The sequence below is a fragment of the Methylobacterium nigriterrae genome, assembly GCF_037106235.1.
In the GTDB taxonomy this organism is placed as follows: Bacteria; Pseudomonadota; Alphaproteobacteria; order Rhizobiales; family Beijerinckiaceae; genus Methylobacterium; species Methylobacterium nigriterrae.
This window is the reverse complement of sequence record NZ_JBAWTG010000032.1, coordinates 17,433-42,728: the sequence shown is the minus strand read 5'-3', so window position 1 is coordinate 42,728 and position 25,296 is coordinate 17,433. Positions and strand designations below refer to the sequence as shown.

Below are 25,296 nucleotides of genomic sequence, written 5' to 3'. Positions count from 1 at the left end.
GTTCGGCGCCGGGCCTCTCAGATCGCGACGGTCTCGCGATAGGCGGTCTTCCACCCCCAGGCGCCCGAGCCGTAGCCGCGCTTGATCACGCGCTCCTTGTAGATCTGGGCGATCATCTCGCCGTCGCCGGCGAGCAGCGCCTTGGTCGAGCACATCTCGGCGCAGAGCGGGAGCTTGCCCTCCGCCAGGCGGTTCGAGCCGTACTTCTCGTACTCGATGGTCGAGAGGTCGGGCTCGGGGCCGCCGGTGCAGTAGGTGCACTTGTCCATCTTGCCGCGCGACCCGAAATTCCCGACCCGCGGGTATTGCGGGGCGCCGAACGGGCAGGCGTAGAAGCAGTAGCCGCAGCCGATGCAGAGATCCTTCGAGTGCAGCACCACCGCGTCGGCCGTGGTGTAGAAGCAGTTGACCGGGCAGACCGACGCGCAGGGCGCGTCGGTGCAGTGCATGCAGGCCATCGAGACCGAGCGCTCGCCGGGCTTGCCGTCGTTGAGGGTGACGACGCGGCGCCGGTTGATGCCCCAGGGCACCTCGTGCTCGTTCTTGCAGGCGGTGACGCAGGCGTTGCACTCGATGCAGCGATCCGCGTCGCAGAGAAACTTCATGCGAGCCATGATGACGTCGTCCTCTCAAGCCGCACGGATCTGGCACAGGGCGGCCTTGGGCTCCTGCATGCCGGTGACGGGATCGAAACCGTAGGTGGTGATGGTGTTGACGCTCTCGCCGAGCACCACCGGGTCGGTGCCGGCCGGGTAGTACTGGCGCATGTCCTTGCCCTGGTACCAGCCCGAGAAGTGGAACGGCATGAAGGCCACGCCCTTGCCGACCCGCTCCGTCACCAGCGCCTTCACCTTGGCCTGCGTGCCGTCCTCCGGGCCGGAGACCCAGACCCACTGGCCGTCCTTGATGCCGCGCTCGGCGGCATCCTTGACGTTGATCTCGACGAACATCTCCTGCTGCAGCTCGGCGAGCCACGGGTTCGAGCGCGTCTCCTCGCCGCCGCCCTCGTACTCGACGAGCCGGCCCGAGGTCAGGATGATCGGGAAGCTCTTGGCGATCTCGCGGTCGACCGCCGCCTTCTGCACCGTGAAGCCGATATTGGGCATCCGGAACTGGCGGTCGTCGGGCCGGGTCGGGTACTTGGCCACGAGGTCGGGCCGCGGCGTGTAGATCGGCTCGCGGTGGACCGGCACGGGATCGGGCAGGTTCCAGGCATTCGCCCGTGCCTTGCCGTTGCCGTAGGGGGTCACGCCGTGGTCGAGGCAGACGCGCTGGATGCCGCCCGACAGGTCGGTCGCCCAGCTCACCGCGTCGACGTTGCTGCCGCCGACCTTGGTGATGACCGCCATCTCCTCGGCCGTCAGGTCCTTGTCCCAGCCGAGCTTCTTGAACACCGCCATGGTGAACTCGGGATAGCCGTCGGTCAGGTCCGAGCCCTTGCTGAAGGAATCCTCGGCGAGCAGCGTCTGGCCGTTGCGCTCGACGCCGAAGCGGGCCCGGAAGGTGCCGCCGCCGTCCTTCACGTGGAGGTTGGTGTTGTACAGGATGGCCGAGCCCGGGTGCCGGATCTCGGGCTTGCCCCAGCAGGGCCAGGGCAGGCCGTAATAGTCGCCGCCGACCTCGGGGTCGTCCTTGGGCGCGCGCAGCGTCACCAGATCGAACTTGTGCTGGTTCTTCATGTGCGCCTTGAGGCGCTCGGGCGACTGCCCGCAATAGCCCGTCGACCAGCCGCCGCGGTTGATCTCCCGCAGCAGGTCCTCGGCGAGCGGCACGTTGTTCTCGACCTTGATGTTCTTGAACATCTGCTCGGCGAAGCCGAGCTTGCGCGACAGCAGGTACATGACCTCGTAGTCGGACTTCGACTCGAAGGCCGGCTTCACGATCGTCTCGCCCCATTGCAGCGAGCGGTTCGAGGCCGTGCGCGAGCCGTCGCACTCCAGCGTCGTGCAGATCGGCAGCAGGTAGGTATTGTCCCGGCGCGCGTCGAGCGCCGAGAAGGTGGTCGGGTGCGGGTCCGCCACGACCAGGAGCTCGAGGTTGTTCATGCCCCTGATGGCATCGGGCAGGCGGGTCACCGTGTTGCCGCCGTGGCCGAACACCATCATGGCCTTGATCGGGCTCTTCTGGTCGATCTGGTCGGCGGGCAGGTTGACGGCGTCGAACCAGCGCGTCGAGGTGATCCCCGGCGCCTCCATGTTCTCCTTGCGGGTGCGGGCCTTGCGGCCGGCCTGCGCGGGAACCTCGTCGAAGCGCGACTGCAGCCACTCGTAGGGCACGTCCCAGACGCGGGCCCAGTGCTTCCAGGCGCCCTCGACCAGGCCGTAATAGAGCGGCAGCGTCGTCACATCGAGGCCGAGGTCGGTCGCGCCCTGCACGTTGGTGTGGCCGCGGAAGATGTTGGCGCCGGTGCCCGGCTTGCCGACATTGCCGGTGGCCAGGCACAGGATGCAGAAGGCCCGCACGTTGGCGGTGCCGACCGTGTGCTGGGTCGCGCCCATGCACCAGATCAGCGTCGCGGGCTTCTGGGTCGCGAAGAGCTCGGCCACCCGCTTCAGCTGATCGCCCGGCACGCCGGCGACGCGCTCGACCTCGTCGGGCGTCCACTTGGCGACCTCCTTGCGGACGTCGTCCATCGCGTAGACGCGTTGCCGGATGAATTCCTTGTCCTCCCAGCCGTTCTGGAAGATGTGCCACAGCATGCCCCAGATCACCGGGATGTCGGTGCCGGAGCGGATGCGCACGTACTCGGTGGCGTGCGCGGCGGTCCGCGTGAAGCGCGGATCGATGACGATCATGTTCGCGCGGTTGATCTCCTTGCCCGACAGTACGTGCTGCATCGCGACCGGATGCGCCTCGGCCGGATTGCCGCCCATGATGATCATGGTCCGGGAATTGCGGATGTCGTTGTAGGAGTTCGTCTGCGCGCCGTAGCCCCAGGTGTTGGCCACGCCCGCCACGGTCGTCGAGTGGCAGATGCGCGCCTGATGGTCGACCGAGTTCGTGCCCCAGAAGGCGCCGAGCTTGCGGAACAGGTACGAGGCCTCGTTGGTGAACTTGGCGGAACCCAGCCAGTAGACCGCGTCGGCGCCCGACTTCTCCCGGATGGCGGTGATCTTGTCGCCGATCTCGTCGATGGCCTGATCCCAGGAGATCTTGGTCCACTGACCGTCGACCATCTTCATCGGGTATTTCAGGCGCCGGTCGCCGTGGACCAGCTCGCGGATGGCCGCGCCCTTGGCGCAGTGGGTGCCCCGGTTGATCGGGCTCGCGAAGGAGGGCTCCTGGCCGACCCAGACGCCGTTCACCACCTCGGCGGTGACCGTGCAGCCGACCGAGCAGTGCGTGCAGATGTTCTTGCGGATCGTGACTTCGGGCCCGCTGACGGCGGAGCCGGCGGCCTGCGCCCGGCGCACCGAGCCGAGCTGGATCGAGCCGGCCGCCGCGAGGCCGCCCGCGAGAAGGCCCGAGCGGCGCAGGAAGCCCCGGCGGTCGAGCGTGCCGGAGGCGAGACCCGCGACCACGGCCTGATGTTTCGTGCGGCTCGCCTCGCCGCTCTTGCGCTTGATCAGCATCGCGATCTCACTTCTTCAGGGTCTCGTAGCCGTTCGTCCGGTAGAAGGCCTTCACGTGATCGGTCTCACGGTAGCGGGCCTTCGTCTCCTCGGAGCCGGGATCGTAGGCCTGCGCCTCCGTCGCCGAGATCGGGGAGATCAGCGTCGCCGCGGCGACGGCCGAGCCGCCGCCGATGGTGCGGAAGAACTGACGGCGGCCGATCCCGTCCTTGTTGTCCCGTCGCATCGTCGTCCCTCCAGCTGGTTCGTCCCGTTCGCGCGTCGCGGTCATGCTCAGGGGTCCATCGCGAAGGCTTCCGCCTCGATCTCGAGGAAGAGCCGCCCGAGCGCGCCCACCGCGCGGTAGAAATCCGTTCCGGCCGCCCCCTCGAGGTCCTCGAAGAAGCGCCGGGCCCAGGGCTTCAGGTGCCGCTCGAAGAAGCGCTGCTCGAAGCCGGGCTCGGCATCGAAGCGCGCCGAGGCGAGGCCCGCCATGACCTCGAGCAGGATCGCCGCGTGGTCCTCGGGCTCGCTCACGCTCTCGCTGCGCTCGAGACCGAGGGCGGCAAGATCCTCGCGCACCCGCGCCAGCGGCCGCTCGTTGAGGAAGCCCGTCAGGTAGTAGGAGGCGTAGGGAAGGAGCTTGCCGCGCCCGACGCCGATGAAGACGTCGAAATGGTCGCGCTCCAGGGACTGCGGGTCGGCGCCGCGCGCCGCCCGCCCGAGCGCTCCGAGCGCGCTCCCCAGGGGCGTCGCGTCGCCGTGCAGGCCCGAGACCTGCGCGAGAACCCGCCCGCACGGCACCCGCCCCAGCACGGTCGCCAGGAGATCGTAGTGGCGGGCGCGCAGGAGATCGATCTCGTCCACGCGCATTGCGCCGCCGGAACCCCCCTCAGTCCCGAAATCGCCCGACAGGCCACCCGATTGCATTGGACCCCTCAACCCGCGAGCGCCCCCGCGGACCGAATTCATTGTGCACACTATAAGCGCGTTCGAGAGTGCCGCAATCTCACTTTTGATCCATTCAAATCGGAATCGCGCCTCCATGGCGTCGCACCGGTGACAGAGGCGGGCTTTTGTGGCGTGCCTGCGCCGTTTCCCGCCCGGCCTCGGAGCCCTCGTCACAGGCTCGGGCCGTGGCCTCGCCGGCGACCGGGAGCGGATGAGCGGCCACGTCCTGCGTGCCCGCGCCGCCCTCCGCCGTGTCGGGCGGCGCGGGCTCCGGAGCGGCGGACCAGGGATTCGCCTCCTCTCCCGCGCGGGAGGGTGGGCCAGCATCCGATCCGGAAGCGTCGAGGCCCGCGGGCGCGACGTCGTGCCGATCCGCGGGCTTCGGCCCGGCCGCGCCGGCCTCCTCGGACGGTCGGCCGATGACCTGGCGGAGCAGGTCCCCGACGTCGTCGGTCGGCAGGAGCGGCCCGTAGCCCGGCACGCCGCCCGGGACGTTCCAGTCGTAGGCATATTCCCGCGCCTCGCAGAGGTAGTCGCGGATGCCCGGATCGAGCGACCACATCCGGCGCAAGGCCGCGTTGCGCAGGCCCGGCGGGACGCCCCTGCGCAGGAATTGCGTGAGATCCGTGTCGAGCCGGAACTGGTCGGGCGTCGGCAGCGCCGCAATCTCCTCCGCTGAGAGAGCGTCGATCTCGGCGTCGGTCGCCGCATCGGTCGCGGTCGTGGGCGGCGCGGCGGCGCCCGGCTCGTCCCCCATCGCTTCCGGCGCGGGGCCGGGGCCCGGTTCCGCGGCCTCGCGCTTGCGGCGGGACCAGCGTGAGAGGAAATCGCCGCTCATTCCGTCCCGCTCCTCGGCTTCGCGGTGAGGTCGCGGCGGGCCAGGGCCTCGGGGTCGGCCCGGTCGCGCTTGCGCTTCTCGAAGGGACGCTCGACATGGAACGCCTCGACGAAGGCGGCCACCAGCGCCTGGACCGGCGCCGGCATCGGCACCGGCTCCACGATCTCGCCGATCCCCTCGGCCAGCGCCTCGCCCTCGTAGGGATCGGCCGTGACGGCGGCGATCTCGTAAGCGTCCCCGGCCATCTCGCGCAGCGCCACCCACAGGGAGGGCCGGCCGGACACGAGGTTGTCGCGGTAATGCCCGGTCTCACCGACAAATAGGCGGACCTCATGAGACCCGGCGAAGAAGGTCTCCTCGTCGGCGCTCGCGGAGAGGCGGGTCCAGGGGGCGACGTCGGGCACCGCGGGGAGCGCGCCGACGGGCAGCCACTGGTGGTCGATCCAGGCGTTCCTCAGGCGACGCCTGGCGACGATCAGCCCGATCTCGAAACGATCCTGCGGCATGCGCCCTCCGTGGCCTCAGGCGTGACCGTCCGCCAGCGGCAGCCCGGCGACGAGGTTCTGCGGCTTCAGCGAGACCTGCTTGCCCGTGCTCATCGCGAGCAGGAGATAGACCGGATGGCCCGCGACCCGCGGGTCAACGCGCGAGACGTCCGGAATGGTCATGCGGAACAGGGCGACCACCCGCGCAAGGGCCTCCGGCGCCACCGCGTCCCCGCGCCAGAGGGCGTTGCCGATGCGCGTCGCCTCGGCGTCGAGGCCGACGAACCAGCGCCAGTCCCGGTCCTCGATGCGGGCGACCGGCTCGACGCGTGCCTCCAGGGCGAGGAGGTGGCGCAGCCACGCCTCGATCGCGCGGGCGAGGCCCTCGCGGCTCTTCGGGTTCGCCGCGACATCGAGCGCCATCGTGAAGGCGTCGGAGCGGCTCCAGTAGGTCCAGGCGTTCTCGTCCGTCATCACGTCGAGCTCGGTGGCCGGCTCATGGCCGAACATCGCCATCAGGGGCGAGTGCGCGGGCCCGGCCTCCTGCGCGTCGATGAGCTCCGCGTCGGCGAGCAGCGTCCTGCCATCGGCGAGCGAGACGCGCTGGGGCCGGAAGAACAGCTCGGCGGCGCGCAGCACATAGGGGTCGTCGCAGCCGTCGAGCGCGTTGCGCAGGATCAGGTGGACGAGCTGGTTGAGGAAGAGAGGCGGCGTGCCCGCGCCGTTGCCGCGCACGATGTCGAGGTAGGCCGCCTCGATCGAGCGCGCGGCGACGAGCCGGTCGCGGAAGGCGAGGATCACCTGCCAGTTCTCGACCGCGTCCGGGTCCGCGATGGCGGCGATCTCCTCGCGCGCGACGGCGCGACGGGGATCGTCGAGGAGCGCGGCGTGGAGCGCGCGCTCGGCCGCGCAGGCCTCGGGCGGCGGCACCAGCTCGGGTCGCGCGAGGTAGGCGAGCAGCAACGCGTCGGTGACCGCGAGGCCGCCGCCCGCGTTGCGCCCGGCGAGGTGGTGCCCGCTCGAGACCCAGAACTCGGTCATGCCCCGTCCTTGCGCATCAATCCGATCAGGTCGACCGATTCCTCCGGCTCCTCGTCCGTCTCCACGAAGGTGAAGGCGCGGGCCCCGGCGTGCAGCCCGTCGGCGCCCGGGGCGGCGGCGCGCCGCTGCAGGGTCCGGAAGCGCTCGCGCAATTCGCCCCGCTCCAGGCTGCGGCTCATCGCGATCACGCTGTTCACGGGCGGCGCGCAGAGCGAGGCCGCCACCGCGATCTCCTCGCGCGCGGCCTGCCGGGCGCTCTCCCGGTCGGGCGCGCCGAGCCGATCGTGGATGTGGCGGGCGAGCGCCTCGACGGCCGCATCGCGCTCGGCCTCGCTCGCCTCGCTGACGACGACGAGCGTGGAGAAGCCGAGCGAGGCGACGCCGACGAAGCCGGAGCGGAAGGCGGTGCGAGCCTTCGGGGCGAGCGCGGCCGGGTCGGCGTCGAGGAACAGGAACGAGCCGGTCACCGCCCATTCGCCGGGCTCGGCCGCATGCTCGAACACGAAGGTGTCGGACGGATCGAGGCGGAGCGTCCGCGGCAGCTTGAGGGTCACAGGCGCGGGCTCCCGGTGGCGGGGTCGAGCCAGGCGGGCTTCTCGAGCGCGGCCCGGAGCGGCCGCACCCCGTCCCCGACCGCGAGATCGCCCGCCGCGGTGAGGCGGCCGGCCTCCCCGTCGGGCAGGTAGGCGCGATAGGCCGCGCCGAGCGGCTCGAAGCCGTCCTCCGCCCAGATCTCGAATGCCTTCATCAGGTAGCGCGCGAAGCTTTCCACGAACACGCCCCGATCCTCCACCTCGAACACCTCCTCCTCGATCGAGGTGGTGTCCGGCGTCAGGCCCGGGTCTCCCGCATGCCGCTTGGAGGCGATCAGCATGGCCGAGAAGACGAGCCAGTCCGGCACCGCCTCCTCGGGGCAGTCGCCCGGCCAGGCGAGGCGCCCGCCGCCGAGGCCCGCCTCGTTGAAGCGCAGGCCGTCCGGCCAGACGAGGCGGATCGCCTTCTCGGGGGGCGCGTGGGCGCCGACCGCGTCGGCCAGCGCCGTCATGCCCACCAAGAATGCGCGGCGCGCCGTCCATAGCGGCTCTTCGGGCGCGAGCACCACCGCGAAGCCGACGTTCCGCCCGTCATCGGCGTGCAGGAGTGTGCCGGCCCGCTCGCCCGAGGCCAGCGCGCAGGCATCCCGATGCACCGCCGCGGGGTTCGCGGCGGCTATGCCGATGAAGAGCGGCGGCAGGACGAGGGATCGTCCCGGCCTGTCCTGTGCGGGGGCCGACATCATCGCGTGGCCTGAAACCCTGCGCCCATCCGGTGAATCGCAGTTTGGACCTATTCGAGTATAACGGCGGGCGGCAAGCGTGCGGAGGCCACAGGCCGTCCGTTTTGAGGATGACACAGTGTCCGACCGGTTGGTGATCGCCTGTTCCTGCGAGAAGACGATGTCGCTTGACGCGGGGACGATCGCGAAGGGCTGCGGCGGGAGGCTCTCCACCGCCGACCAGCTCTGCGGCAGCGAGCTGGAGCGGTTCCGCGAGGCGGCCGCCTCGGGCGCGCCCGTCACGGTGTCCTGCACCCTGCAGGCGCCGCTCTTCGGCGAGATCGCGGAGGAGCTCGGCGCGGCGGACCGCGTGCGCTACGTCAATATCCGCGAGCATGCGGGCTGGTCCCACGATGCCGCGGGCGCCGGGCCGAAGATGGCCGCGCTGCTCGCCGCCGCGGCGGAGGAGCAGCCCGAGGCCACCCTCGTCTCGATGGAGAGCGCCGGCGTCGCGCTGGTCTACGGCCGCGACGAGGTCGCGATCGAGGCCGGGCGGCGGCTCGCCGAGCATCTCGACGTCACCGTGCTGCTGAGCCGGCCGGGCGCCGTGGCCCCGCCCCTCTCCGCCGAGTTCCCGGTGCTGCGGGGCACGGTGCGGACGGCCGAGGGCCATCTCGGCGCCTTCGCGCTGCGCATCGACGACTACGCCCTGCCGAGCCCCTCCTCCCGCGAGAGCCTGCTGTTCGGGCCGACGCGCGACGGCGCAACCTCGACCTGCGACCTCGTCGTCGACCTCGCGGGCGGCACGCCGCTGTTCCCGGCGCATGAGGCGCGCAGCGGCTATCTCAGGGCCGACCCGCGCGACCCGGCGGCGGTCGAGCGCGCCCTGTTCGAGGCCTCCCACCTCGTCGGCGAGTTCGACAAGCCCCGCTTCGTCGACGTCCACGCCGATCTCTGCGCCCATTCGCGCTCGCGGATCACGGGCTGCACGCGCTGCCTCGCGGTCTGCCCGACCGGCGCCATCGCGCCCGCCGGCGACCACGTGGCGATCGATCCCTACATCTGCGCCGGCTGCGGGCAGTGCGCGGCCGTCTGCCCCACCGGCGCGGCCGCCTACGCGCTGCCGCCGGCCGACGCGCTGATGCGGCGCCTGCGCAGGCTGATGCTCGCCTACGGCGAGGCCGGCGGGCGCGACGGGATCGTGCTGCTCCACGACGGCGACCACGGCGAGCCCCTGATCCAGGCCCTCGGCCGTTTCGGCGCGGGCCTGCCCGCGAACGTCCTGCCGGTGCGGGTCAACGAGATCACGCAGCTCGGGCCGGAGGCCTTCGCGGCGCTCTTCGCCTACGGGGCGGCCGGCGTGCAGGTGCTCGCCCGCGCCAGGCCCAGGCACGACCTCGCGAGCCTGCACGGCACGGTCGCGCTCGCCGACACGGTCGTGCGGGCCCTCGGCTACGGCGCGCCGGGCGGCGGCCCGGTCGTCGGAGTGATCGAGACCGACGACCCGGATCTCCTCGGCGAGGCGCTGCGGGCGATCGCGCCCGGCACGCCGGCCCTCGCTCCGGCCGGGTTCCGGCCGGTCGGCGACAAGCGCGGCGTGCTGCGGGTCGCCTTCCGCGAGTTGCACGCGGCGGCGCCGAGCCCGGTCGCGGCGGTGCCGCTCGCGGCCGGCGCGCCGTTCGGCGGCCTCGACTTCCGCACGCAGGACTGCACCCTCTGCCTCGCCTGCGTGGGCGCCTGCCCGACCCACGCCCTGTCCGACAGCGCCGACCGGCCGCTCCTCGCCTTCGAGGAATCGCTCTGCGTCCAGTGCGGCCTCTGCGCCGCCACCTGCCCGGAGGACGTGATCGCCCTGGCGCCGCGGATCGACTTCGCGGCCTGGGCGGAGCCGCGCCGCATCGTCAAGGCGGAGGAGCCCTTCGACTGCGTGGCCTGCGGCAAGCCCTTCGGCACGCGCAGCACGATCGAGCGGGTGATCGGTAAGCTCAAGGGCAACCACTGGATGTTTGCGGGCGCCGCCGGCGAGGCGCGCATCCGCTCCCTGATGATGTGCGAGGATTGCCGCGTCGAGGCCGCGCTCAACGCGGGCTTCGACCCGCACGCCGTCCCCGAGCGCCCCAGGCCCCGCACCACCGAGGATTACCTGCGCGAGCGGGCCGAGGAGGCGGGCGGGACGGCCTGACGCGCCTTGCTCACGGCTGCCGCGTCGCCTTCTCGAGGAACCGCACCAGCGCCTCCCGGTCGGCCGCGCTGCCGACCGTCTGCTCGGGCATCTTGGTGCCCGGCGTGTAGCGGGCCGGGCCGACCTCGAAGAGCCGCGCGATGGTCTCGGCGTTCCAGACGATGTCGAGCTTTCGCAGCGCTTCGGAGAAGTTGTAGCCTTCCGCCGTGGCGATGCGCCGGCCGAACACGCCGCTCAGCGTCGGGCCGGCCCGGTTGCCGCCCTCCGGCGTCAGGCTGTGGCACGCGGCGCAGGCCTTGAACACCTCCGCGCCCCGGTCGCCCGCGAAGCGCGCGAGTTCGTCCGGCGGACGGCCCATGGCGAGGCTGCCGATCGGCGTGCCGCCGCGCATGTCCCAGCGCCGCAGCAGCCGGTCGCCGCCGCCGGTGACGAGCTCTCCGTCCGACCGGAAGGCCAGCGACCAGACCGGCAGGCCGGGACCGACGAGATTGAACAGCACCCTCGCCTCGGCCCGGTCGATCACCGCCACCGCGCCCGCCACGGTCGCGGCCGCGATGCGCCGGCCGTCGGGCGAGAGGGCGAGCGCGATGACGGGACTCGGGCCGAGCTCGACGCCCGCGCGCGGGCTGCCGTCCGGCCGCAGGATCCGCACCGTGCTGTCGGCGCCCGCCGCTACGATCTCGCCGTCGGGCGCCGCCGCCGCCGCGTTAAGCGGGCTCGACAGGGTGACGACCCGGGGCGGGTCGGGCTCGCCCGGCCGCGGCCAGATCCGGAGGGTGGCGTCGTAGCCCGCGCTGACGAGGCGGCCGCCGGGCAGGAACGCGACGGCGTTGACGTTGCCCTTGTGCCCCTCGAAGGTCTCGCCCTCGCCGCCCGCGAGCGGGCGCACCCGCACCGTCTCGTCCCAGGAGGCCGAGGCGAGGCTGCGCCCGTCCGGCGAGACGGCGAGGCCGGCGACGGGGCCGCGATGCTCGGAGAAGACCCGGACCGGCGCGGTCCCGCCAGGCTGCCAGAGGGCGATGCGCCCGTCCTCGCCGCCCGTGGCGAACCGCCCGTCCGGAAGCGCCGCCACGGCGTTCACCGCGCCCTCGTGGAAGCGCAGGACCTGGCGGGCGGTGCCGTCGTCGAGGGACCAGAGGATCGCCGACTGGTCGAAGCTGCCGGAGATCGCGGTCCGGCCGTCCTGCGTGACCGCGAGTGCCCGCACCGGCCCGCCATGGCCGCGCATCTGCGCCAGCGCCGGAGCCGGCGCGACGAGCAGGAGCAGCAGGGTCGGGACAGCGCGACGGAGGCGGGCGGGGCGTAGCGGCGGCATGTCGCCTCGGGTCGGAATGCGGGGACGCGCGAGCATAGCCGAGGCGGGCCTGCGCTGTCGCCCGAGCGGATCGGCGCGGCCGGCCCTTGATCGGCAAGCCCCGATGCCGCAAGCCGGCCCCCTACCCTCGCCCGCCGCGGCGAGCCCGAACGAGGGATGCCCGATGCGCCGGCCCGCCTCCTCGGCCCTGATGCCGCTCTCCGAAGCGCTGTCGCGCCTGCTCGACGGCGTCGTGCCGGTGGCCGCGCGCGCGGTTGCGAGCGCGGCGGCGATCGGGCGCGTCGCGGCGGAGACGGTCGAGGCCGCCTCCCCCGTCCCTGCGCTTCGCGTCGCCCTGCGCGACGGCTTCGCCGTGACCGCCTCCGAGATCACGGGCGCCTCGTCCTACGGGCCGGTTCCCCTCCCCCGCGCGCCGCTCTGGGTCGAGGCGGGCGAGGCCCTGCCCGAATCCGCAGATACCGTGCTGCCCGAGGAGGCGATCGAGCGTTCCGGTCCGATGACGGAGGCGGTGGCCGACGCACCCGCCGGCGAGGGCGCCGGCGCCACCGGCCGGGACTTCACGGCCGGGCACCGGCTGATCGAGGCGGGCGCGCGCGTGCGCCCGCTCCACGCCCTCGCGCTGGCGAGCGCGGGAATCGTGCGGATCGGGATCCGGGAGCCCCGGATCGGGCTCGTGCTCGCGGGCGCCGAGCGCCGCGGACCCGATGCCCGCGAAGCGGCCCTCCGCGCCCTGGTGGAGGCTGCCGGGGCGATCGTGACATCCGTCGTACCGGTCCCGTCCGAGGTCGAGGCCATCGCCGGGGCACTGGCGGCGGAGGCCGACGCCCTCCTCGTCGTCGGCGGAACGGGCTTCGGGCGTCGCGACCGCAGCGCCGCGGCGCTGGCGCGGGCCGGAGCGCTCGACGTGCACGGGATCGCCCTGCGGCCCGGCGAGACCGCGGGGTTCGGACGGGTCGGCGCCGTGCCGGTCCTCCTCCTGCCGGGCGCCCCCGAGGCGATGCTGGCCAGCTTCCTCACCCTCGGGCGCCCGCTCCTCGCGGCCCTCTCCGGCGCCCGCCCGGAGCCCGGCCGCGCCGCGCCGCTCGCCCGGAAGGTCGCCTCGACGATCGGACTGAGCGAGGTGGTGTTCGTGGCGCCGGAGGGCGACGCGGCGCTGCCGCTCGGCGGGGCCGAGCTTGCCCTCAACCGCCTGATGCTGGCACGAGGAGCGATCCTGGTTCCGCCGGAGCGGGAGGGCTACCCGGAGGGGACCCACGTCGAGATCATGAAGCTGTGAGCGGATCCAACTCGAACAAGCCGGACGACGCGTTCCTGGAGCGGCTCGCCCAGGTCGCCCGGCAGGAGCAGTTCCTCACCGTCCTGTCGCGCGAGGAGGCGCTGGCGCGCTTCCGCGCGGCCGTGCCGCACGCGCCCCTGCCCTCCGAGACCGTGCCGCTCGCCGAGGCGCTCGGGCGCGTGCTCGCCGCCGACCTCGCCTCCCCGATCGACGTGCCGCCCTTCGACCGCTCGCTGGTCGACGGCTTCGCGGTCCGCGCCGCGGATAGCTCGGGCGCCGCCGAGGCGAGCCCGCTGCGCCTTCGCCTCAACCCCGAGATCCTGGCCTGCGGCACCGCGCCGGCGCTGGCCGTCGCCCCCGGGACCGCGACCCCCATCGCCACCGGCGGCGTGATCCCGCGCGGCGCCGACGCCGTCGTGATGGTCGAGCAGACGGAGTTCGTCGAGGCCGGCGAGGGCCCGTCCGTCGCGCTGGTGCGGGCCGCCGCGCCCGGCCAGTTCATCGGCTACGCGGGCGCCGACATGGCGCTCGGCGAGACGGTCCTGCGGCGCGGCGCCCTCGTGACGGCGCGGGAAATCGGGATGCTGGCGGCCTGCGGGCTCGCGCAGGTCTCGGTGGTGCGCCGGCCGCGCGTGGCCGTGCTCTCGACAGGGGACGAGCTGGTGAGGCCGGGCGAGCGCCTGAGGCCGGCCGCGATCTACGATTCGAACGGGGCCATCGTGGCGGCCTCGGTCGCGGAGAACGGCGGCACGCCGGTGCCCGGCGGCATCGTGCCGGACGACGAGGTCGCGCTCGAGCGGGTCATCCGCGCGAGCCTCGACGCCTGCGACCTCGTGGTGCTCTCGGGCGGCACCTCGAAGGGGGCCGGCGACGTCTCGCACCGCATCCTGTCGCGGCTCGGCCAGCCCGGCATCCTCGTGCACGGCGTCGCGCTGAAGCCCGGCAAGCCCCTCTGCCTCGCGGTGGCCGACGGCAAGGCCGTCGTGGTGCTGCCGGGCTTCCCGACCTCGGCGATGTTCACATTCCACGAATTCGTGGTGCCGCTGGTGCGGGCGCTGGCCGGCCTGCCGCCGCGCGAGGAGGCGAGCGTGGCGGCGCGCGTTCCGCAGCGCCTGAATTCGGAGCTCGGCCGGATGGAGTTCGTGATGGCGTCGCTGGCCAACGGCCCGGACGGGCTCGTCGCGCTGCCGCTGCCGAAGGGCTCGGGCTCCGTCACGGCCTTCTCGCAGGCCGACGGCTTCTTCGCGGTGCCGGCCAGCCGTGCCGGGCTCGAGGCCGGCGAGAGCGTGGCGCTGACCCGCCTCGGCGCCGGCGTGAAGCCGCCCGACCTTAGCATCGTCGGGAGCCATTGCCTCGGGCTCGACCGGGTCGTCGGGCTCCTCGCCGAACGGGGCCTGCGGGCGCGCACGATCTGGGTCGGATCCTCGGGCGGGCTCGCGGCGCTGAAGCGCGGCGAGTGCGACCTCGCCTCGCTGCACCTCCTCGATGCGGAGAGCGGGCGCTACAACGCGCCCTTCCTGCAGCCCGGCATGAGCCTCGCGCCCGGCTGGCGCCGCCTGCAGGGCGTCGTGTTCCGGCCGGGCGACCCGCGCTTCGAGGGACGGGAGCCCGAGGCCGCCGCGCGGGCGGTCATCGCCGACCCCGATGCGGTGATGGTCAACCGCAACACCGGCTCGGGTACGCGGCTCCTCGTCGAGGGCCTGCTGCAGGGCGCGCGGCCGCCGGGCTTCTGGAACCAGCCGCGCTCGCACAATGCGGTGGCGGCCGCCGTGGCGCAGGGGCGGGCCGATTGGGGCGTCGCCATCGAGAGCGTGGCGCGCGCCTACGGCCTCGGCTTCCTGCCGCTGACGGAGGAGCATTACGACCTCGCCTACCGGGACGAGCGCCGCGACGCGCCCGCCCTTGCGGCCTTCCTGGCCCTTCTGCGGGAGCCCTCGACCACGGCCGCGCTCGCCGCGCTCGGCTTCTCTCGGCCGGAGGGCGGCGCATGCGCGTGATCGGACTGGCTGGCTGGAGCGGGGCGGGCAAGACGACGCTGCTCGCCAAGCTGATCCCGGCGCTCACCGGCCGCGGCCTCAAGGTCGCGACCCTGAAGCACGCCCACCACGAATTCGAGATCGACCGGCCGGGCAAGGATTCCTTCGTGCACCGCGAGGCCGGGGCGAGCGAGGTGATCATCGCCTCGGCGCGCCGCTGGGCGCAGATCCACGAGCTCGGCGACGCGCCGGAAGCGAGCCTCGCCGACCTGCTGCGGCGCCTGAGCCCCTGCGACGTCGTGCTGGTCGAGGGATTCAAGCGCCAGCCGCACCCGAAGCTCGAGGTCTTCCGCGCCGCGAACGGCCGCCCGTCCCTACACCGCCGGGACGACCGCATCGTCGCGGTGGCGAGCGACCGGGCCTTCCCGGAGGCGGGCGTGCCGGTGGTCGACCTCGACGACGTCGAGGCGATCGCCGATCTCGTGCTGGCGCGGGCCGAGCCGATCGCCAGAGTCCTCGAAAGGCTGGACGGCCATGGCGCAACTGACTGACGATTGCTTCGCCTTCGGCGGCCCGCTGATGACGATCGAGGAGGCCGTGGCGCTGATCGGCGAGCGCCTGCCCACGGTCTCGGAGGTGGAGACCGTATCGCTCGACGAGGCCGACGGGCGCATCGCGGCCGCCGACATGCCGGCCGCCATCGACCTGCCGCCCTTCATGAACTCGGCGGTGGACGGCTACGCGGTGCGCTTCGCCGACCTCGCGGGGACCGGCGAGACGCTGCTGCCCGTGCGTGGGCGCCTCGCGGCGGGCGCCTCGGCGCAGGCCGTCGCGGCTACGGGATCCGCCGTGCGCATCTTCACCGGCGCGCCGATGCCGGCGGATGCCGACACGGTGTTCATGCAGGAGGACGTGCGGCTCGACGGCGACCGGGTCGGGCTGCCGCCCGGGCTGAAGCCCGGCGCGAATTGCCGTCCGGCCGGTGAGGACCTCGCCCGCGGCGCCGTGGCGATACGAGCGGGGCGGCGCCTGACGCCGCAGGACCTGGCGCTCGCCGCCGCGGTCGGCCTCGACGCGCTGCCGGTGCGCCGCCGCCTGCGGGTCGCGGTCTTCTCGACCGGCGACGAGCTGGCGGAGCCCGGCGCGGCGCTCCGGCCCGGCGCGATCCACGATTCGAACCGGATCCTGATGGCGGCGCTCCTGCGGCGCCTCGGGGCCGATGTCAGCGACCTCGGCATCCTGCGGGACGACCCCGCCGTCCTGCGCGCGCGGATCGACGCGGCGGCGGGCACGCACGACCTCGTCCTGACCTCGGGCGGCGTCTCGACGGGCGAGGAGGACCACGTGAAGGGCGCCGTCGAGGCGGCCGGGCGCCTCGTCTTCTGGCGCCTCGCGATCAAGCCGGGCCGTCCCGTGGCCATGGGGGTGATCCGGGGCACGCCCTTCATCGGGCTGCCGGGCAACCCGGTCGCGGTCTACGTCACGCTGCTCTTCGTGGTGCGCCCGCTCCTCGCCCGGCTCGGGGGCGCCCTCTACGCCCCGCCGCTGCCGATGCGGGTGCGCGCCGCCTTCGCGTACCGTAAGAAGACGGGCCGGCGCGAATATGTCCGGGTCAGCCTGCGCCGGGGCGCGGACGGCCTGTACGAGGCGGTGAAGTACCCGCGCGACGGGGCGGGCGTGATCACCTCGCTGACCGCGAGCGACGGGCTGGCCGAGCTGCCCGACGACGCGTCAGGCCTGAGCGCGGGCGACACCGTGGCCTTCTACCCGCACGCGCTGCTCTGGTGAGCGCTCGCGGCCCCCCCTCTCCCGAGCGGGAAGGACGGGCTGCGAGCGGGGAGCACGACATCAACCCACGGGCTCCCGTCCGGCCGGGGCGTAGCCGATCATGACGCGGGAGAGCCCGCGCACCGCGTCGAGAAGGCTCGCGAGCGCGTCGCCTTCCGCCTCGCGCCGGACGGCCAGGAAGTAGGTCTCCTCCCCGACCCGCCGGAAGCCGAGGCCGAAGCGCTCGGCCACCGCGCGGGTGCCCATGCCGATATCGGCCGCGCCCGAGGCGATGAGCGCCGCCACCGCCTGGTGGGTGAATTCCTCGCTCTCCGAGCCACGGATGCTCTCCGGCGCGATCCCGGCCTCGCGGCAGAGCCGCTCGAACCAGATGCGCGTGCCCGCCCCCCGCTGCCGGTTGACGAAGCGCGCGCCCGTGCGGGCGATGTCGGCGACGTCCGCGAGGCCGAGCGGGTTGCCGGCCGCGAACATCAGCCCCTGCTCGCGCAGGAACAGGGGCTCCACGACGAGGGCCGGATCCGCGAAGACGGCCGCGAAGAGCGAGCCCGGCTCTGGCGAACGCGCCCCGAAATGGAAGCCCGCGGCCTCGACGCTGCCCGCCGCGAGCCGCGCGAGGGCCTCGGCGCTGCCGGCGATCGCGACCTCGTATTCGGGCCGCCCCGCGAGGGCGGCGGTGAGGAGCGTGTCGTGGCTCAGCGCCACCCGCAATCGGGGCGGCACCGGCGAGAGGAGCGCGGCGAGCCGGCCCGCGAGCCGCGCCTCGCTCGCCGCGACGGCCGGCGCGCAGGCCCCGAAAGCCTCGGCCAGCGCATCGCGCAACTCCGCGCCGAACGCCGTCAGAGCGGTTCCGTGCCCCTTCGTCTTGACGGCGACCGGACGGCCGAGCGCCGCCTCGAGCGCCGCGATCCGGCCCCAGGCCGAGCGATAGGAGATGCCGAGGCCGCGGGAGGCCGCCTGCACCGAGCGCTCGCGCGCGACGGCGTCGAGGAGCGCGAAGGCCGGCTCGAGCGCGACCTCCCCGTCCGTCAGGCGCATCCTGCCGACGACCTTGAGCGTTACCTTCATAGGAACAGGCTTTCCTATTGAAATGTCGCGATCCCCGATAGCATGAGGAGGGAGGCCGTTCAGCTCCGGATCATGATCGAGACCTTGCAGGAGAGCGTTCAGCGGCTGGCGAGCCTCGACCGCGAGGTCCTGGCGATCGCCTGGCTGTCGCTGCGCGTGAGCGTCCTGGCCGTCCTGATCGGGACGGTGATCGGGGTGCCGCTCGGTGCCCTCGTCGCCGTTCTGCGCTTCCGCGGCCGGGACTGGCTGGTCGGCCTCCTCAACGCCTGCATGGGCCTGCCGCCGGTCATCGTCGGCCTCCTCGTATACCTGCTGCTGTCGCGCTCGGGGCCGCTCGGGCCGCTCGGCCTCCTCTTCACCCCGTCCGCCATGGTCGCCGCGCAGAGCGTGCTCGTGACGCCGCTGATCGCGGCGCTCACCCGCCAGATCGTCGCGGATGCCGACGCGCATCTCGGCGAGCAGCTGCGCTCGCTGCGCCTGCCGCCCTGGCGGCGGGCCGGCGTGCTGATCTTCGACGTGCGCTTCTCGCTCGTCACGGCGCTCCTCGCCGCCTTCGGCCGCGCCGTCTCGGAGATCGGCGCGGTGCTGGTCGTGGGCGGCAACATCGACGGCTACACCCGCACGATGACGACCGCGATCTCCCTGGAGACCCAGAAGGGCGACCTGGCGCTCGCGCTGTCGCTCGGCCTCGTCCTGATCGGCCTCGTGCTCGCCGTGAACGCGCTCGCGACCCTGCTGCGGGCCTACGCGGTGCGGGCCTACGGATGAGCACGGCGCTCCCCATCCGCCTCGACGGCCTCGTCTACCGGGCCGGCGCGAAGACGATCATCGACCGGCTCGACGCGACCATCGCGGCCCCCGGCATCACCGCGCTGATCGGCCCGAACGGGGCCGGCAAGAGCGTGACGCTGCGGCTGATCGACGGCCTCCTCGCGCCGGCTTCCGGCTCGATCCGCATCGGCGAGTGCGGCGCGGCGGCGCGGCGCGCCTTCGTGTTCCAGCGCCCGCCCCTCGTCCGCGCGAGCGCGGCCAGCAACGTCGCCCTCGGCCTCGCGGCACTCGGGCTTCCCCGCCGCGCCTGCCGCGACCGCGCCCGGGCGGCGCTCGCCCGGGTGCGGCTCCTCGACCGGGCAGAGGACCCCGCGACCCGGCTCTCGGGCGGCGAGCAGCAGCGCCTGGCGCTGGCCCGCGCGCTGGCGAGCGAGCCGGACCTCCTCCTCCTCGACGAGCCGACCGCGAGTCTCGACCCCGCGGCGACCGAGCTGATCGAGGAGATCGTCGCCGAGACCGCGCGCGCCGGCACCAAGGTGCTGATGGTCTCTCACAATCTCGGGCAGGTCGCCCGCCTCGCGGCCGAGGTCGTGGTCCTGAGCGGCGGCCGTGCCGTCGAGCAGGGGCCGACCCGGCAGGTCCTGTTCTCGCCCCGCTCCGTGCAAGCCCGCGCCTACCTCACGGGAGAACTCCCATGGTCGTCCTACGCCGCAGCCTCCTGAGCCTCGCCCTCGCGTTCCTCGTGGCCGGGCCGGCCTCGGCCGAGCCGGAGCGCGCCATCACGGTGGCCTCGACCACCTCGACCGAGCAGTCCGGCCTGTTCCGCTACCTCCTGCCGCGATTCACCGAGAAGACCGGCATCGGCGTGAAGGTGGTGGCGCTCGGCACCGGGCAGGCGCTCGATGTCGGACGGCGGGGCGACGCCGACGTCGTCTTCGTGCACGACAGGCCGGCGGAGGAGACGTTCGTCGCGGAGGGCGCGGGCGTGAAGCGCTACGAGGTGATGTACAACGACTTCGTCATCGTCGGGCCGAAGGGCGATCCGGCCGGCGCCGCCGGGCAGGACGTGACCGTCGCGCTCCGCAAGATCGCTGAGGCCAAGGCGCCGTTCGTCTCGCGGGGCGACCGCTCGGGCACGCACGCGGCGGAGCTGCGCTACTGGAAGGACGCCGGCATCGACCTCGGCGCCGTGCGGGGCGACTGGTACAAGGAGATCGGACAGGGCATGGGGCCGGCCCTGAACACGGCCTCGGCCGCGAACGCCTATGTCCTGAGCGACCGCGGCACCTGGCTCTCCTTCAAGAACCGGGGCGACCTCGCCATCCTGGTCCAGGGCGACAAGCGCCTGTTCAACCAGTACGGCGTCATGCTGGTGAACCCCGAGAAGCATCTGGCCGTGAAGGCGAAGGAGGGACAGGCCTTCATCGACTGGCTCGTCTCCCCGGAAGGCCAGCGCGACATCGCCGGCTACAAGATCGACGGCGAGCAGCTCTTCTTCCCGAACGCCCAGGGCGGCAAGTCCTGATCCCTTATCCCATGCATCGATCGGGTATTGTCACGCGTCGCTTCACGCGACGCTTGCGGTCGCGCCGGATCAGGCTAGCCTGACCAGGTCCACGGCGCGACGCCTCCGATCTCGGGAAGTCGAAGCTGCGGACGGTGCGCCGTCGTCTGGTCTTGCCCGGTCGCTTCCGGCCGTCAGAGCTTCGGGTTGCCTTGCCCGGGACCTGTCTGGCCTGTCTCGTGCAAGCGTCTCCGGACGGCATTCGCCGGCGCTGCGCGTCGCGGCTTACGCCCGGGGAGATCTCGATGCGTTCAAGGCTGACCACCTACATCTTCATCGGGATGCTGCTCGGCATCGGCGTCGGCTACCTGTGCAGCATCACCTGGCCCGACCCGCAGACCGCCAAGGAGATCGCCGGCTACATCGCCCTCGTGAGCGACATCTTCCTGCGGCTGATCAAGATGATCATCGCGCCGCTGGTGTTCTCGACGCTCGTCGTCGGCATCGCGCATCTCGGCGACACCGCCTCGGTCGGCCGGGTCGGCGGCAAGGCGCTGATCTGGTTCATCGGCGCCTCGCTCTGCTCGCTGCTCCTCGGGCTCGTCATGGTCAACATCCTGAGGCCGGGCGACAACCTGAACCTGCCTCTGCCGGATGCCGGCGCCACCACCAACCTCAAGGCCGCCTCGCTCTCGCTGAAGGAATTCGTGATCCACCTCGTGCCGAAGAGCCCGGTCGAGGCCATGGCCACCAACGAGATCCTGCAGATCGTGGTGTTCTCGGTGTTCTTCGGGGTCGCCCTCGCGGCGATCGGGGAGAAGGGCAAGCCGCTCGCCGTCGGCATCGAGAGCCTCGCCGACGTGATGCTCAGGATCACCGGCTACGTGATGAACTTCGCGCCCGTGGCGGTCTTCGCGGCGATCGCGGCCACCATCACCACCCAGGGCATCGGCGTCATCGTCACCTACGCGAAGTTCATGCTGGAATTCTACGCCAGCCTCGCGATGCTCTGGTGCCTCCTGGTGCTGGCAGGCTTCTTCCTCGTCGGCGGCGGCGGCATCCGCCGGCTCCTCGACCTCATCAAGGAGCCCTTCGTGCTCGCCTTCTCGACGGCCTCGAGCGAGGCGGCCTACCCGAAGACGCTCGCCAACCTCGAGCGCTTCGGGGTGCCGAACCGCATCACCTCGTTCGTGCTGCCGATGGGCTACTCGTTCAACCTCGACGGCTCGATGATGTACTGCACCTTCGCGGTGATGTTCATCGCGCAGGCCTACAACATCCCGCTGAGCCTCGGCCAGCAGCTCACCATGCTGCTCCTGCTGATGGTCACCTCGAAGGGCATGGCGGGCGTGCCGCGCGCCTCGCTGGTGGTGATCTCGGCGACGCTCTCGACCTTCCACATCCCGGAGGCGGGGCTCCTGCTCATCATCGGCATCGACCAGTTCCTCGACATGGGCCGGTCGGCGACGAACGTGCTCGGCAACAGCGTCGCGACGGTGGCGGTGGCCAAGTGGGAGGGGCAGCTCGCCGGCACCGACCAGCGCCTCGACCGCGACGTGAACCCGCTCCCGGAACCGGCCGAGTAGGAGCGGGCGGGAATCGCGCCAGGGATCACGGCAGGAGACCGGGCCATGCGTGTTCGAGGCTTCATCGCCCTCTCGCTCGGGGCGCTGGCCGCCCTGACGGCCGCCGCACCCGCGGGCGCCGGCGACGTGCTGACCGGCACGCTCAAGAAGATCAAGGATTCCGGCGCGGTGACCCTCGGCTACCGCGAGAGCTCCCTGCCCTTCTCCTTCCTCGACGGCACCGGCAAGCCGGTGGGCTACGCGATCGACCTGTGCCTCGACGTCGTCGACGACATCGCCGCGGAGATCGGGCGGCCCGACCTCGCGATCCGCTACGAGCCCGTCACCTCCGAGAACCGCATCCCGGCGGTGACCTCGGGCCGGATCGACATCGAGTGCGGCTCGACCACCGCGAACCCGGAGCGGCGCAGGCAGGTCGCCTTCTCGCCCGTCACCTATCTCAGCGCGACCAAGCTCCTGGTCCGCCGCGATTCGCCCGTGAAGTCCTTCCGCGACCTCGCCGGACGGACGGTGGCGGTGACGGCGGGCACCACCAACGAGGGTGCGCTGCGGACGCTCTTCGCGCAGCTCAAGATCCCCGCCACCATCGTGACGGGGCGCGACCACGCCGAGTCCTTCGCGATGGTGAAGGACGGGCGCGCCGACGCGCTCGGGCTCGACGACATCCTGCTCTACGGCCTGATCGCCGGGGCCGGCCCGGAGGGCGCCGCCTACACGGTGCTGCCCGACAAACTCTCCTTCGAGCCCTACGGCCTGATGTTCCGCAAGGACGATCCGGAATTCGCGGGCCTCGTCTCCGGCACCTTCACGCGCATCGCCGAGTCGCGAGAGCTGCGCTGGCTCTATGAGAAGTGGTTCCTCAAGCGCCTGCCGAACGGCGAGCGGCTGAACGTACCGATGTCCGACGAGCTGCGCACGAGCTTCCAGGTGATCGGGCTTCAGGATTGAGGCGCCGGCGCGCCGGCTAGCGAGGGGCCTTGGGAAGAGGCCGAGGCGGCGCCCGCCGGCCCGTCACCGCTCCCGCCGGCCTCGCCGTACACACCTAAAGAGCGTCACCAACTGCACAAACCGGAGGCACCGAACCGTCCCTCGTTCGCGCGATGGACCAGTCGTGCGCCGATCCGCCCCGGCGCGCCCGGCCGTCCCGCTCGCGGCAGCCCGCTCCGGGCAAGTTCGCGTCCGTGGGACAAAATTTTCCCGTTGATCGCAGTCAGCATTCCGCCCTTCGGCACCGTCGTTGCAGTATTGCAGCGGCCTGCTAGGCTCCGGATCGCGGACCGTGGCTCTCGCGCCCGTCCGGCGGGCAATGATGGATCAGGAGTTCGTTCGTCGATGCATTCCCATAAATGCCGCCGCGGCATCTTCGCGGGCCTGGGTCTGTTCATTCTTGCCGCCGGTGCGGCTCAAGCCGAGGAACTCACCGGGACCCTCAAGAAGGTCAAGGATTCGGGCGCGATCACCATCGGCTATCGCGATTCCTCGGTCCCGTTCTCCTACCTCGACGGCGATCAGAAGCCGGTCGGCTACGCCTACGAGATCTGCCGCAACATCGCGGATGCCGTGAAGGCGAAGCTCAAGATGGACAAGCTCGAGGTGAAGCTGAACCCGGTCACCTCGGCCACCCGCATCCCGCTGATCGCCAACGGCACGATCGACCTCGAATGCGGATCGACCACCAACAACGCCGACCGCCAGAAGCAGGCCGCCTTCACCAACACCCACTTCCTCACCGCGACCCGCTACGTGGCGAAGAAGGACAAGAAGCTCGACAAGATCGAGGACCTGAAGGGCCGTACCGTGGTCTCGACCTCGGGCACCACCAACATCCGCCAGATCAACGAGGCCAATACCGAGCGCAAGCTCGGCATGACCATCCTGCCGGCCAAGGACCACGCCGAGGCCTTCCTGATGGTCGAGACCGGCCGCGCCGACGCCTTCGTGATGGACGACGTGCTGCTCGCCTCCCTCGTCGCCGGCTCGAAGACGCCGGACGCCTACACGATCTCGACCGAGCCGCTCTCGAAGCCCGAGCCCTACGGCATCATGCTCCGCAAGGACGACGCGCCGTTCAAGGCGGTGGTCGATGAAGCGACGGCCAAGCTCTACAAGAGCCCGGAGGGCAAGGCTCTCTACGACAAGTGGTTCACGCAGCCGATCCCGCCGCGCGGCATCAACCTGAAGCTGCCGATGAGCGAGGCTATGCAGAAACAATTCGCCAACCCGAGCGACAGCGCCGACCCGGCCGCCTACTGATCGAACGCGATGAACTACAACTGGAACTGGTCGATCTTCTTCGACCTCTCGCCCGAGGGCACCGGCACCTACGCCGACATGCTGCTCTCGGGCCTCGTCTGGACGATCACGACGGCGCTCTGCTCCTGGGTCATCGCCTTCGGTCTCGGTTCCATCATCGGCGTCATGCGCACCCTGCCCTCGCGGGGCGCGCAGCGCATCGGAACAGCCTATGTCGAGCTGTTCCGCAACGTGCCGCTGCTCGTCCAGATGTTCCTCTGGTACTTCGTGCTGCCGGAAGTCCTGCCCGCCGGCCTCGGCTCCTGGCTGAAGCAATTGCCGAACGCCCCCTTCTACACGGCGGTGGTGTGCCTCGGCTTCTTCACGGCCTCCCGCGTCGCCGAGCAGGTGCGGGCGGGCATCCAGTCGCTGCCGCGCGGGCAGCGGATGGCCGGCACGGCCATGGGCCTGACGGTGGCCCAGACCTACCGGCACGTGCTCCTGCCCAACGCCTACCGGATCATCCTGCCGCCGCTCACCTCCGAGTTCCTGAACAACCTCAAGAACACGTCGGTGGCCCTGACGATCGGCCTGCTCGAGCTCACCGCGCGGGCCCGCTCGATGCAGGAATTCTCCTTCCAGGTCTTCGAGGCCTTCACGGCGGCGACGGTCCTGTACGTGCTCGTCAACCTCGTGGTGATCACCTGCGCGAGCTTCCTTGAGCGGAGCGTCGCGGTGCCGGGGCAGCGCTGATGTTCGCCAATTTCGACTTCAGCGTCATCCTGACGTCGCTGCCCTACCTGTTCGGGCAGGGCATGGTCTTCACCGTCACCCTGACGGCACTCGCGGCCGGCATGGGCGTGATCCTCGGCACGCTGCTCGCCATGATGCGGCTCTCGGGGCTCCCGGGGCTGAAGCACCTCGCCAAGGGCTACGTCGAGCTGATGCGCTCGCTGCCGCTCGTGCTGGTGATCTTCTGGTTCTACTTCCTGGTTCCGTATATCGGCGCCTGGATCACGCGCTCGCCGAACCCGATCCAGGTCGGAGCCTTCTCGTCGGCGCTGATCACCTTCACGCTGTTCGAGGCCGCCTACTTCTCCGAGATCATGCGGGCCGGAATCCAGTCGATCCCCAAGGGGCAGACCGGCGCGGCCTACGCGCTCGGCATGACCTACTGGCAGGCGATGGCGACCGTCATCCTGCCCCAGGCCTTCCGCAACATGCTGCCGCTGCTGCTCACGCAGACCATCGTGCTGTTCCAGGACACCTCGCTCGTCTACGTGCTCTCGCTGACCGACTTCCTGGGCGCCGCCTCCAAGGTGGCCCAGCGCGACGGCCGCCTCGTCGAGATGTATCTGTTCGCAGCGGTGGTATACTTCGCCGTGTGCTTCACGGCCTCCTTCCTGGTGCGGCGCCTGCAAAGCCGCGTCGCCATCATCCGCTGATGCACCGTTTCGAGGACCGCGCCATGACCTCTTCG

At 72.0% G+C, this 25,296-nt stretch carries 24 protein-coding genes; 13 read left to right on the top strand and 11 right to left on the bottom strand.

Features of this window, described 5'->3' with window-relative positions; translation table 11 throughout:
• Positions 1-17 precede the first annotated feature (17 nt).
• The 9 genes from fdh3B to WDW90_RS17590 form a co-directional block, all read right to left on the bottom strand.
• Entirely contained in the window at positions 18-614 is a 597-nt protein-coding gene (gene fdh3B / locus WDW90_RS17630; protein ID WP_336488719.1) for a formate dehydrogenase FDH3 subunit beta, read from the bottom strand.
• A gap of 15 nt (positions 615-629) precedes the next feature.
• Complete coding sequence (locus WDW90_RS17625) at positions 630-3,572, bottom strand: formate dehydrogenase subunit alpha (protein WP_336488718.1); 2,943 nt, start codon at positions 3,570-3,572, stop codon at positions 630-632.
• Positions 3,573-3,579: 7 nt separating this feature from the next.
• Positions 3,580-3,798 (bottom strand): formate dehydrogenase, encoded by a 219-nt coding sequence (locus WDW90_RS17620; RefSeq protein WP_336488717.1) that lies wholly within the window; start codon positions 3,796-3,798, stop codon positions 3,580-3,582.
• A gap of 47 nt (positions 3,799-3,845) precedes the next feature.
• Positions 3,846-4,424, bottom strand: coding sequence for a TorD/DmsD family molecular chaperone (locus tag WDW90_RS17615; protein ID WP_336488743.1), 579 nt, complete (start codon positions 4,422-4,424; stop codon positions 3,846-3,848).
• A gap of 151 nt (positions 4,425-4,575) precedes the next feature.
• Entirely contained in the window at positions 4,576-5,340 is a 765-nt protein-coding gene (locus WDW90_RS17610; protein WP_336488716.1) for a DUF3306 domain-containing protein, read from the bottom strand.
• Positions 5,337-5,846 carry a DUF3305 domain-containing protein gene (locus WDW90_RS17605; RefSeq protein ID WP_336488715.1) on the bottom strand — a complete coding sequence of 170 codons (510 nt, stop codon included), beginning with the start codon at positions 5,844-5,846 and terminating at the stop codon, positions 5,337-5,339. Before WDW90_RS17605 ends, WDW90_RS17610 begins: the two co-directional genes overlap by 4 nt.
• 15 nt (positions 5,847-5,861) lie before the next feature.
• Complete coding sequence (locus WDW90_RS17600) at positions 5,862-6,866, bottom strand: DUF6352 family protein (protein ID WP_336488714.1); 1,005 nt, start codon at positions 6,864-6,866, stop codon at positions 5,862-5,864.
• Complete coding sequence (locus WDW90_RS17595) at positions 6,863-7,420, bottom strand: DUF6505 family protein (RefSeq protein ID WP_336488713.1); 558 nt, start codon at positions 7,418-7,420, stop codon at positions 6,863-6,865. The genes WDW90_RS17600 and WDW90_RS17595 overlap by 4 nt, the downstream gene beginning before the upstream one ends.
• Complete coding sequence (locus WDW90_RS17590) at positions 7,417-8,142, bottom strand: biotin/lipoate--protein ligase family protein (RefSeq protein ID WP_431311063.1); 726 nt, start codon at positions 8,140-8,142, stop codon at positions 7,417-7,419. The genes WDW90_RS17595 and WDW90_RS17590 overlap by 4 nt, the downstream gene beginning before the upstream one ends.
• A 160-nt stretch (positions 8,143-8,302) precedes the next feature.
• Here WDW90_RS17590 and WDW90_RS17585 point away from each other — a divergent pair, with 160 nt between their 5' ends.
• A complete protein-coding gene (locus WDW90_RS17585; protein ID WP_336488711.1) occupies positions 8,303-10,303 on the top strand; it encodes a 4Fe-4S binding protein in 2,001 nt (666 codons plus the stop codon).
• Positions 10,304-10,313: 10 nt separating this feature from the next.
• Here the strand turns inward: WDW90_RS17585 and WDW90_RS17580 are convergent, their stop codons facing one another.
• Positions 10,314-11,618 (bottom strand): c-type cytochrome, encoded by a 1,305-nt coding sequence (locus WDW90_RS17580; RefSeq protein WP_336488710.1) that lies wholly within the window; start codon positions 11,616-11,618, stop codon positions 10,314-10,316.
• A gap of 163 nt (positions 11,619-11,781) precedes the next feature.
• Here WDW90_RS17580 and WDW90_RS17575 point away from each other — a divergent pair, with 163 nt between their 5' ends.
• From WDW90_RS17575 to WDW90_RS17560, 4 genes are read left to right on the top strand one after another with little or no spacing between them, the layout of a single operon-like run.
• The gene (locus WDW90_RS17575) at positions 11,782-12,894 is read left to right on the top strand and encodes a molybdopterin-binding protein (protein WP_336488709.1); all 1,113 of its coding nucleotides are present in this window, start codon (positions 11,782-11,784) and stop codon (positions 12,892-12,894) included.
• Complete coding sequence (locus WDW90_RS17570; protein WP_336488708.1) at positions 12,891-14,891, top strand: molybdopterin biosynthesis protein; 2,001 nt, start codon at positions 12,891-12,893, stop codon at positions 14,889-14,891. Before WDW90_RS17575 ends, WDW90_RS17570 begins: the two co-directional genes overlap by 4 nt.
• Positions 14,882-15,421, top strand: a complete 540-nt coding sequence (gene mobB, locus WDW90_RS17565) for a molybdopterin-guanine dinucleotide biosynthesis protein B (RefSeq protein ID WP_336488707.1) — start codon at positions 14,882-14,884, stop codon at positions 15,419-15,421. The genes WDW90_RS17570 and mobB overlap by 10 nt, the downstream gene beginning before the upstream one ends.
• On the top strand, positions 15,405-16,658 hold the full coding sequence (locus tag WDW90_RS17560) for a molybdopterin molybdotransferase MoeA (RefSeq protein WP_336488706.1): 1,254 nt from the start codon (positions 15,405-15,407) through the stop codon (positions 16,656-16,658). Before mobB ends, WDW90_RS17560 begins: the two co-directional genes overlap by 17 nt.
• 60 nt (positions 16,659-16,718) lie before the next feature.
• Here the strand turns inward: WDW90_RS17560 and WDW90_RS17555 are convergent, their stop codons facing one another.
• Positions 16,719-17,723 carry a substrate-binding domain-containing protein gene (locus WDW90_RS17555; RefSeq protein WP_336488705.1) on the bottom strand — a complete coding sequence of 335 codons (1,005 nt, stop codon included), beginning with the start codon at positions 17,721-17,723 and terminating at the stop codon, positions 16,719-16,721.
• Between the two features lie 72 nt (positions 17,724-17,795).
• Here WDW90_RS17555 and WDW90_RS17550 point away from each other — a divergent pair, with 72 nt between their 5' ends.
• From WDW90_RS17550 to WDW90_RS17515, 8 genes are all read left to right on the top strand, one after another.
• Positions 17,796-18,491: an ABC transporter permease gene (locus WDW90_RS17550; RefSeq protein WP_336488742.1), complete on the top strand. Its 696-nt coding sequence runs from the start codon at positions 17,796-17,798 to the stop codon at positions 18,489-18,491.
• Positions 18,488-19,216: an ATP-binding cassette domain-containing protein gene (locus WDW90_RS17545; RefSeq protein WP_336488704.1), complete on the top strand. Its 729-nt coding sequence runs from the start codon at positions 18,488-18,490 to the stop codon at positions 19,214-19,216. Before WDW90_RS17550 ends, WDW90_RS17545 begins: the two co-directional genes overlap by 4 nt.
• On the top strand, positions 19,189-20,019 hold the full coding sequence (locus tag WDW90_RS17540) for an ABC transporter substrate-binding protein (protein ID WP_336488703.1): 831 nt from the start codon (positions 19,189-19,191) through the stop codon (positions 20,017-20,019). Before WDW90_RS17545 ends, WDW90_RS17540 begins: the two co-directional genes overlap by 28 nt.
• Positions 20,020-20,303: 284 nt before the next feature.
• Positions 20,304-21,584 carry a dicarboxylate/amino acid:cation symporter gene (locus WDW90_RS17535; protein ID WP_336488702.1) on the top strand — a complete coding sequence of 427 codons (1,281 nt, stop codon included), beginning with the start codon at positions 20,304-20,306 and terminating at the stop codon, positions 21,582-21,584.
• Positions 21,585-21,629: 45 nt separating this feature from the next.
• Entirely contained in the window at positions 21,630-22,532 is a 903-nt protein-coding gene (locus WDW90_RS17530) for an amino acid ABC transporter substrate-binding protein (protein WP_336488701.1), read from the top strand.
• Positions 22,533-22,916: 384 nt separating this feature from the next.
• The gene (locus WDW90_RS17525) at positions 22,917-23,837 is read left to right on the top strand and encodes an amino acid ABC transporter substrate-binding protein (protein ID WP_336488700.1); all 921 of its coding nucleotides are present in this window, start codon (positions 22,917-22,919) and stop codon (positions 23,835-23,837) included.
• 9 nt (positions 23,838-23,846) lie between these two features.
• Complete coding sequence (locus WDW90_RS17520) at positions 23,847-24,569, top strand: amino acid ABC transporter permease (protein WP_336488699.1); 723 nt, start codon at positions 23,847-23,849, stop codon at positions 24,567-24,569.
• Positions 24,569-25,261: an amino acid ABC transporter permease gene (locus WDW90_RS17515; RefSeq protein ID WP_336488698.1), complete on the top strand. Its 693-nt coding sequence runs from the start codon at positions 24,569-24,571 to the stop codon at positions 25,259-25,261. The genes WDW90_RS17520 and WDW90_RS17515 overlap by 1 nt, the downstream gene beginning before the upstream one ends.
• Positions 25,262-25,296: the final 35 nt, after the last annotated feature.

Coding starts and splice junctions, on each gene's coding strand:
- fdh3B (WP_336488719.1), bottom strand. CDS start 614: ATGGCTCGCATGAAGTTTCTCTGCGACGCGGATCGCTGCATCGAGTGC.
- WDW90_RS17625 (WP_336488718.1), bottom strand. CDS start 3,572: ATGCTGATCAAGCGCAAGAGCGGCGAGGCGAGCCGCACGAAACATCAG.
- WDW90_RS17620 (WP_336488717.1), bottom strand. CDS start 3,798: ATGCGACGGGACAACAAGGACGGGATCGGCCGCCGTCAGTTCTTCCGC.
- WDW90_RS17615 (WP_336488743.1), bottom strand. CDS start 4,424: ATGCGCGTGGACGAGATCGATCTCCTGCGCGCCCGCCACTACGATCTC.
- WDW90_RS17610 (WP_336488716.1), bottom strand. CDS start 5,340: ATGAGCGGCGATTTCCTCTCACGCTGGTCCCGCCGCAAGCGCGAGGCC.
- WDW90_RS17605 (WP_336488715.1), bottom strand. CDS start 5,846: ATGCCGCAGGATCGTTTCGAGATCGGGCTGATCGTCGCCAGGCGTCGC.
- WDW90_RS17600 (WP_336488714.1), bottom strand. CDS start 6,866: ATGACCGAGTTCTGGGTCTCGAGCGGGCACCACCTCGCCGGGCGCAAC.
- WDW90_RS17590 (WP_431311063.1), bottom strand. CDS start 8,142: ATGTCGGCCCCCGCACAGGACAGGCCGGGACGATCCCTCGTCCTGCCG.
- WDW90_RS17585 (WP_336488711.1), top strand. CDS start 8,303: ATGTCGCTTGACGCGGGGACGATCGCGAAGGGCTGCGGCGGGAGGCTC.
- WDW90_RS17580 (WP_336488710.1), bottom strand. CDS start 11,618: ATGCCGCCGCTACGCCCCGCCCGCCTCCGTCGCGCTGTCCCGACCCTG.
- WDW90_RS17575 (WP_336488709.1), top strand. CDS start 11,782: ATGCGCCGGCCCGCCTCCTCGGCCCTGATGCCGCTCTCCGAAGCGCTG.
- mobB (WP_336488707.1), top strand. CDS start 14,882: ATGCGCGTGATCGGACTGGCTGGCTGGAGCGGGGCGGGCAAGACGACG.
- WDW90_RS17560 (WP_336488706.1), top strand. CDS start 15,405: ATGGCGCAACTGACTGACGATTGCTTCGCCTTCGGCGGCCCGCTGATG.
- WDW90_RS17555 (WP_336488705.1), bottom strand. CDS start 17,723: ATGAAGGTAACGCTCAAGGTCGTCGGCAGGATGCGCCTGACGGACGGG.
- WDW90_RS17550 (WP_336488742.1), top strand. CDS start 17,796: ATGATCGAGACCTTGCAGGAGAGCGTTCAGCGGCTGGCGAGCCTCGAC.
- WDW90_RS17545 (WP_336488704.1), top strand. CDS start 18,488: ATGAGCACGGCGCTCCCCATCCGCCTCGACGGCCTCGTCTACCGGGCC.
- WDW90_RS17540 (WP_336488703.1), top strand. CDS start 19,189: ATGGTCGTCCTACGCCGCAGCCTCCTGAGCCTCGCCCTCGCGTTCCTC.
- WDW90_RS17535 (WP_336488702.1), top strand. CDS start 20,304: ATGCGTTCAAGGCTGACCACCTACATCTTCATCGGGATGCTGCTCGGC.
- WDW90_RS17530 (WP_336488701.1), top strand. CDS start 21,630: ATGCGTGTTCGAGGCTTCATCGCCCTCTCGCTCGGGGCGCTGGCCGCC.
- WDW90_RS17525 (WP_336488700.1), top strand. CDS start 22,917: ATGCATTCCCATAAATGCCGCCGCGGCATCTTCGCGGGCCTGGGTCTG.
- WDW90_RS17520 (WP_336488699.1), top strand. CDS start 23,847: ATGAACTACAACTGGAACTGGTCGATCTTCTTCGACCTCTCGCCCGAG.
- WDW90_RS17515 (WP_336488698.1), top strand. CDS start 24,569: ATGTTCGCCAATTTCGACTTCAGCGTCATCCTGACGTCGCTGCCCTAC.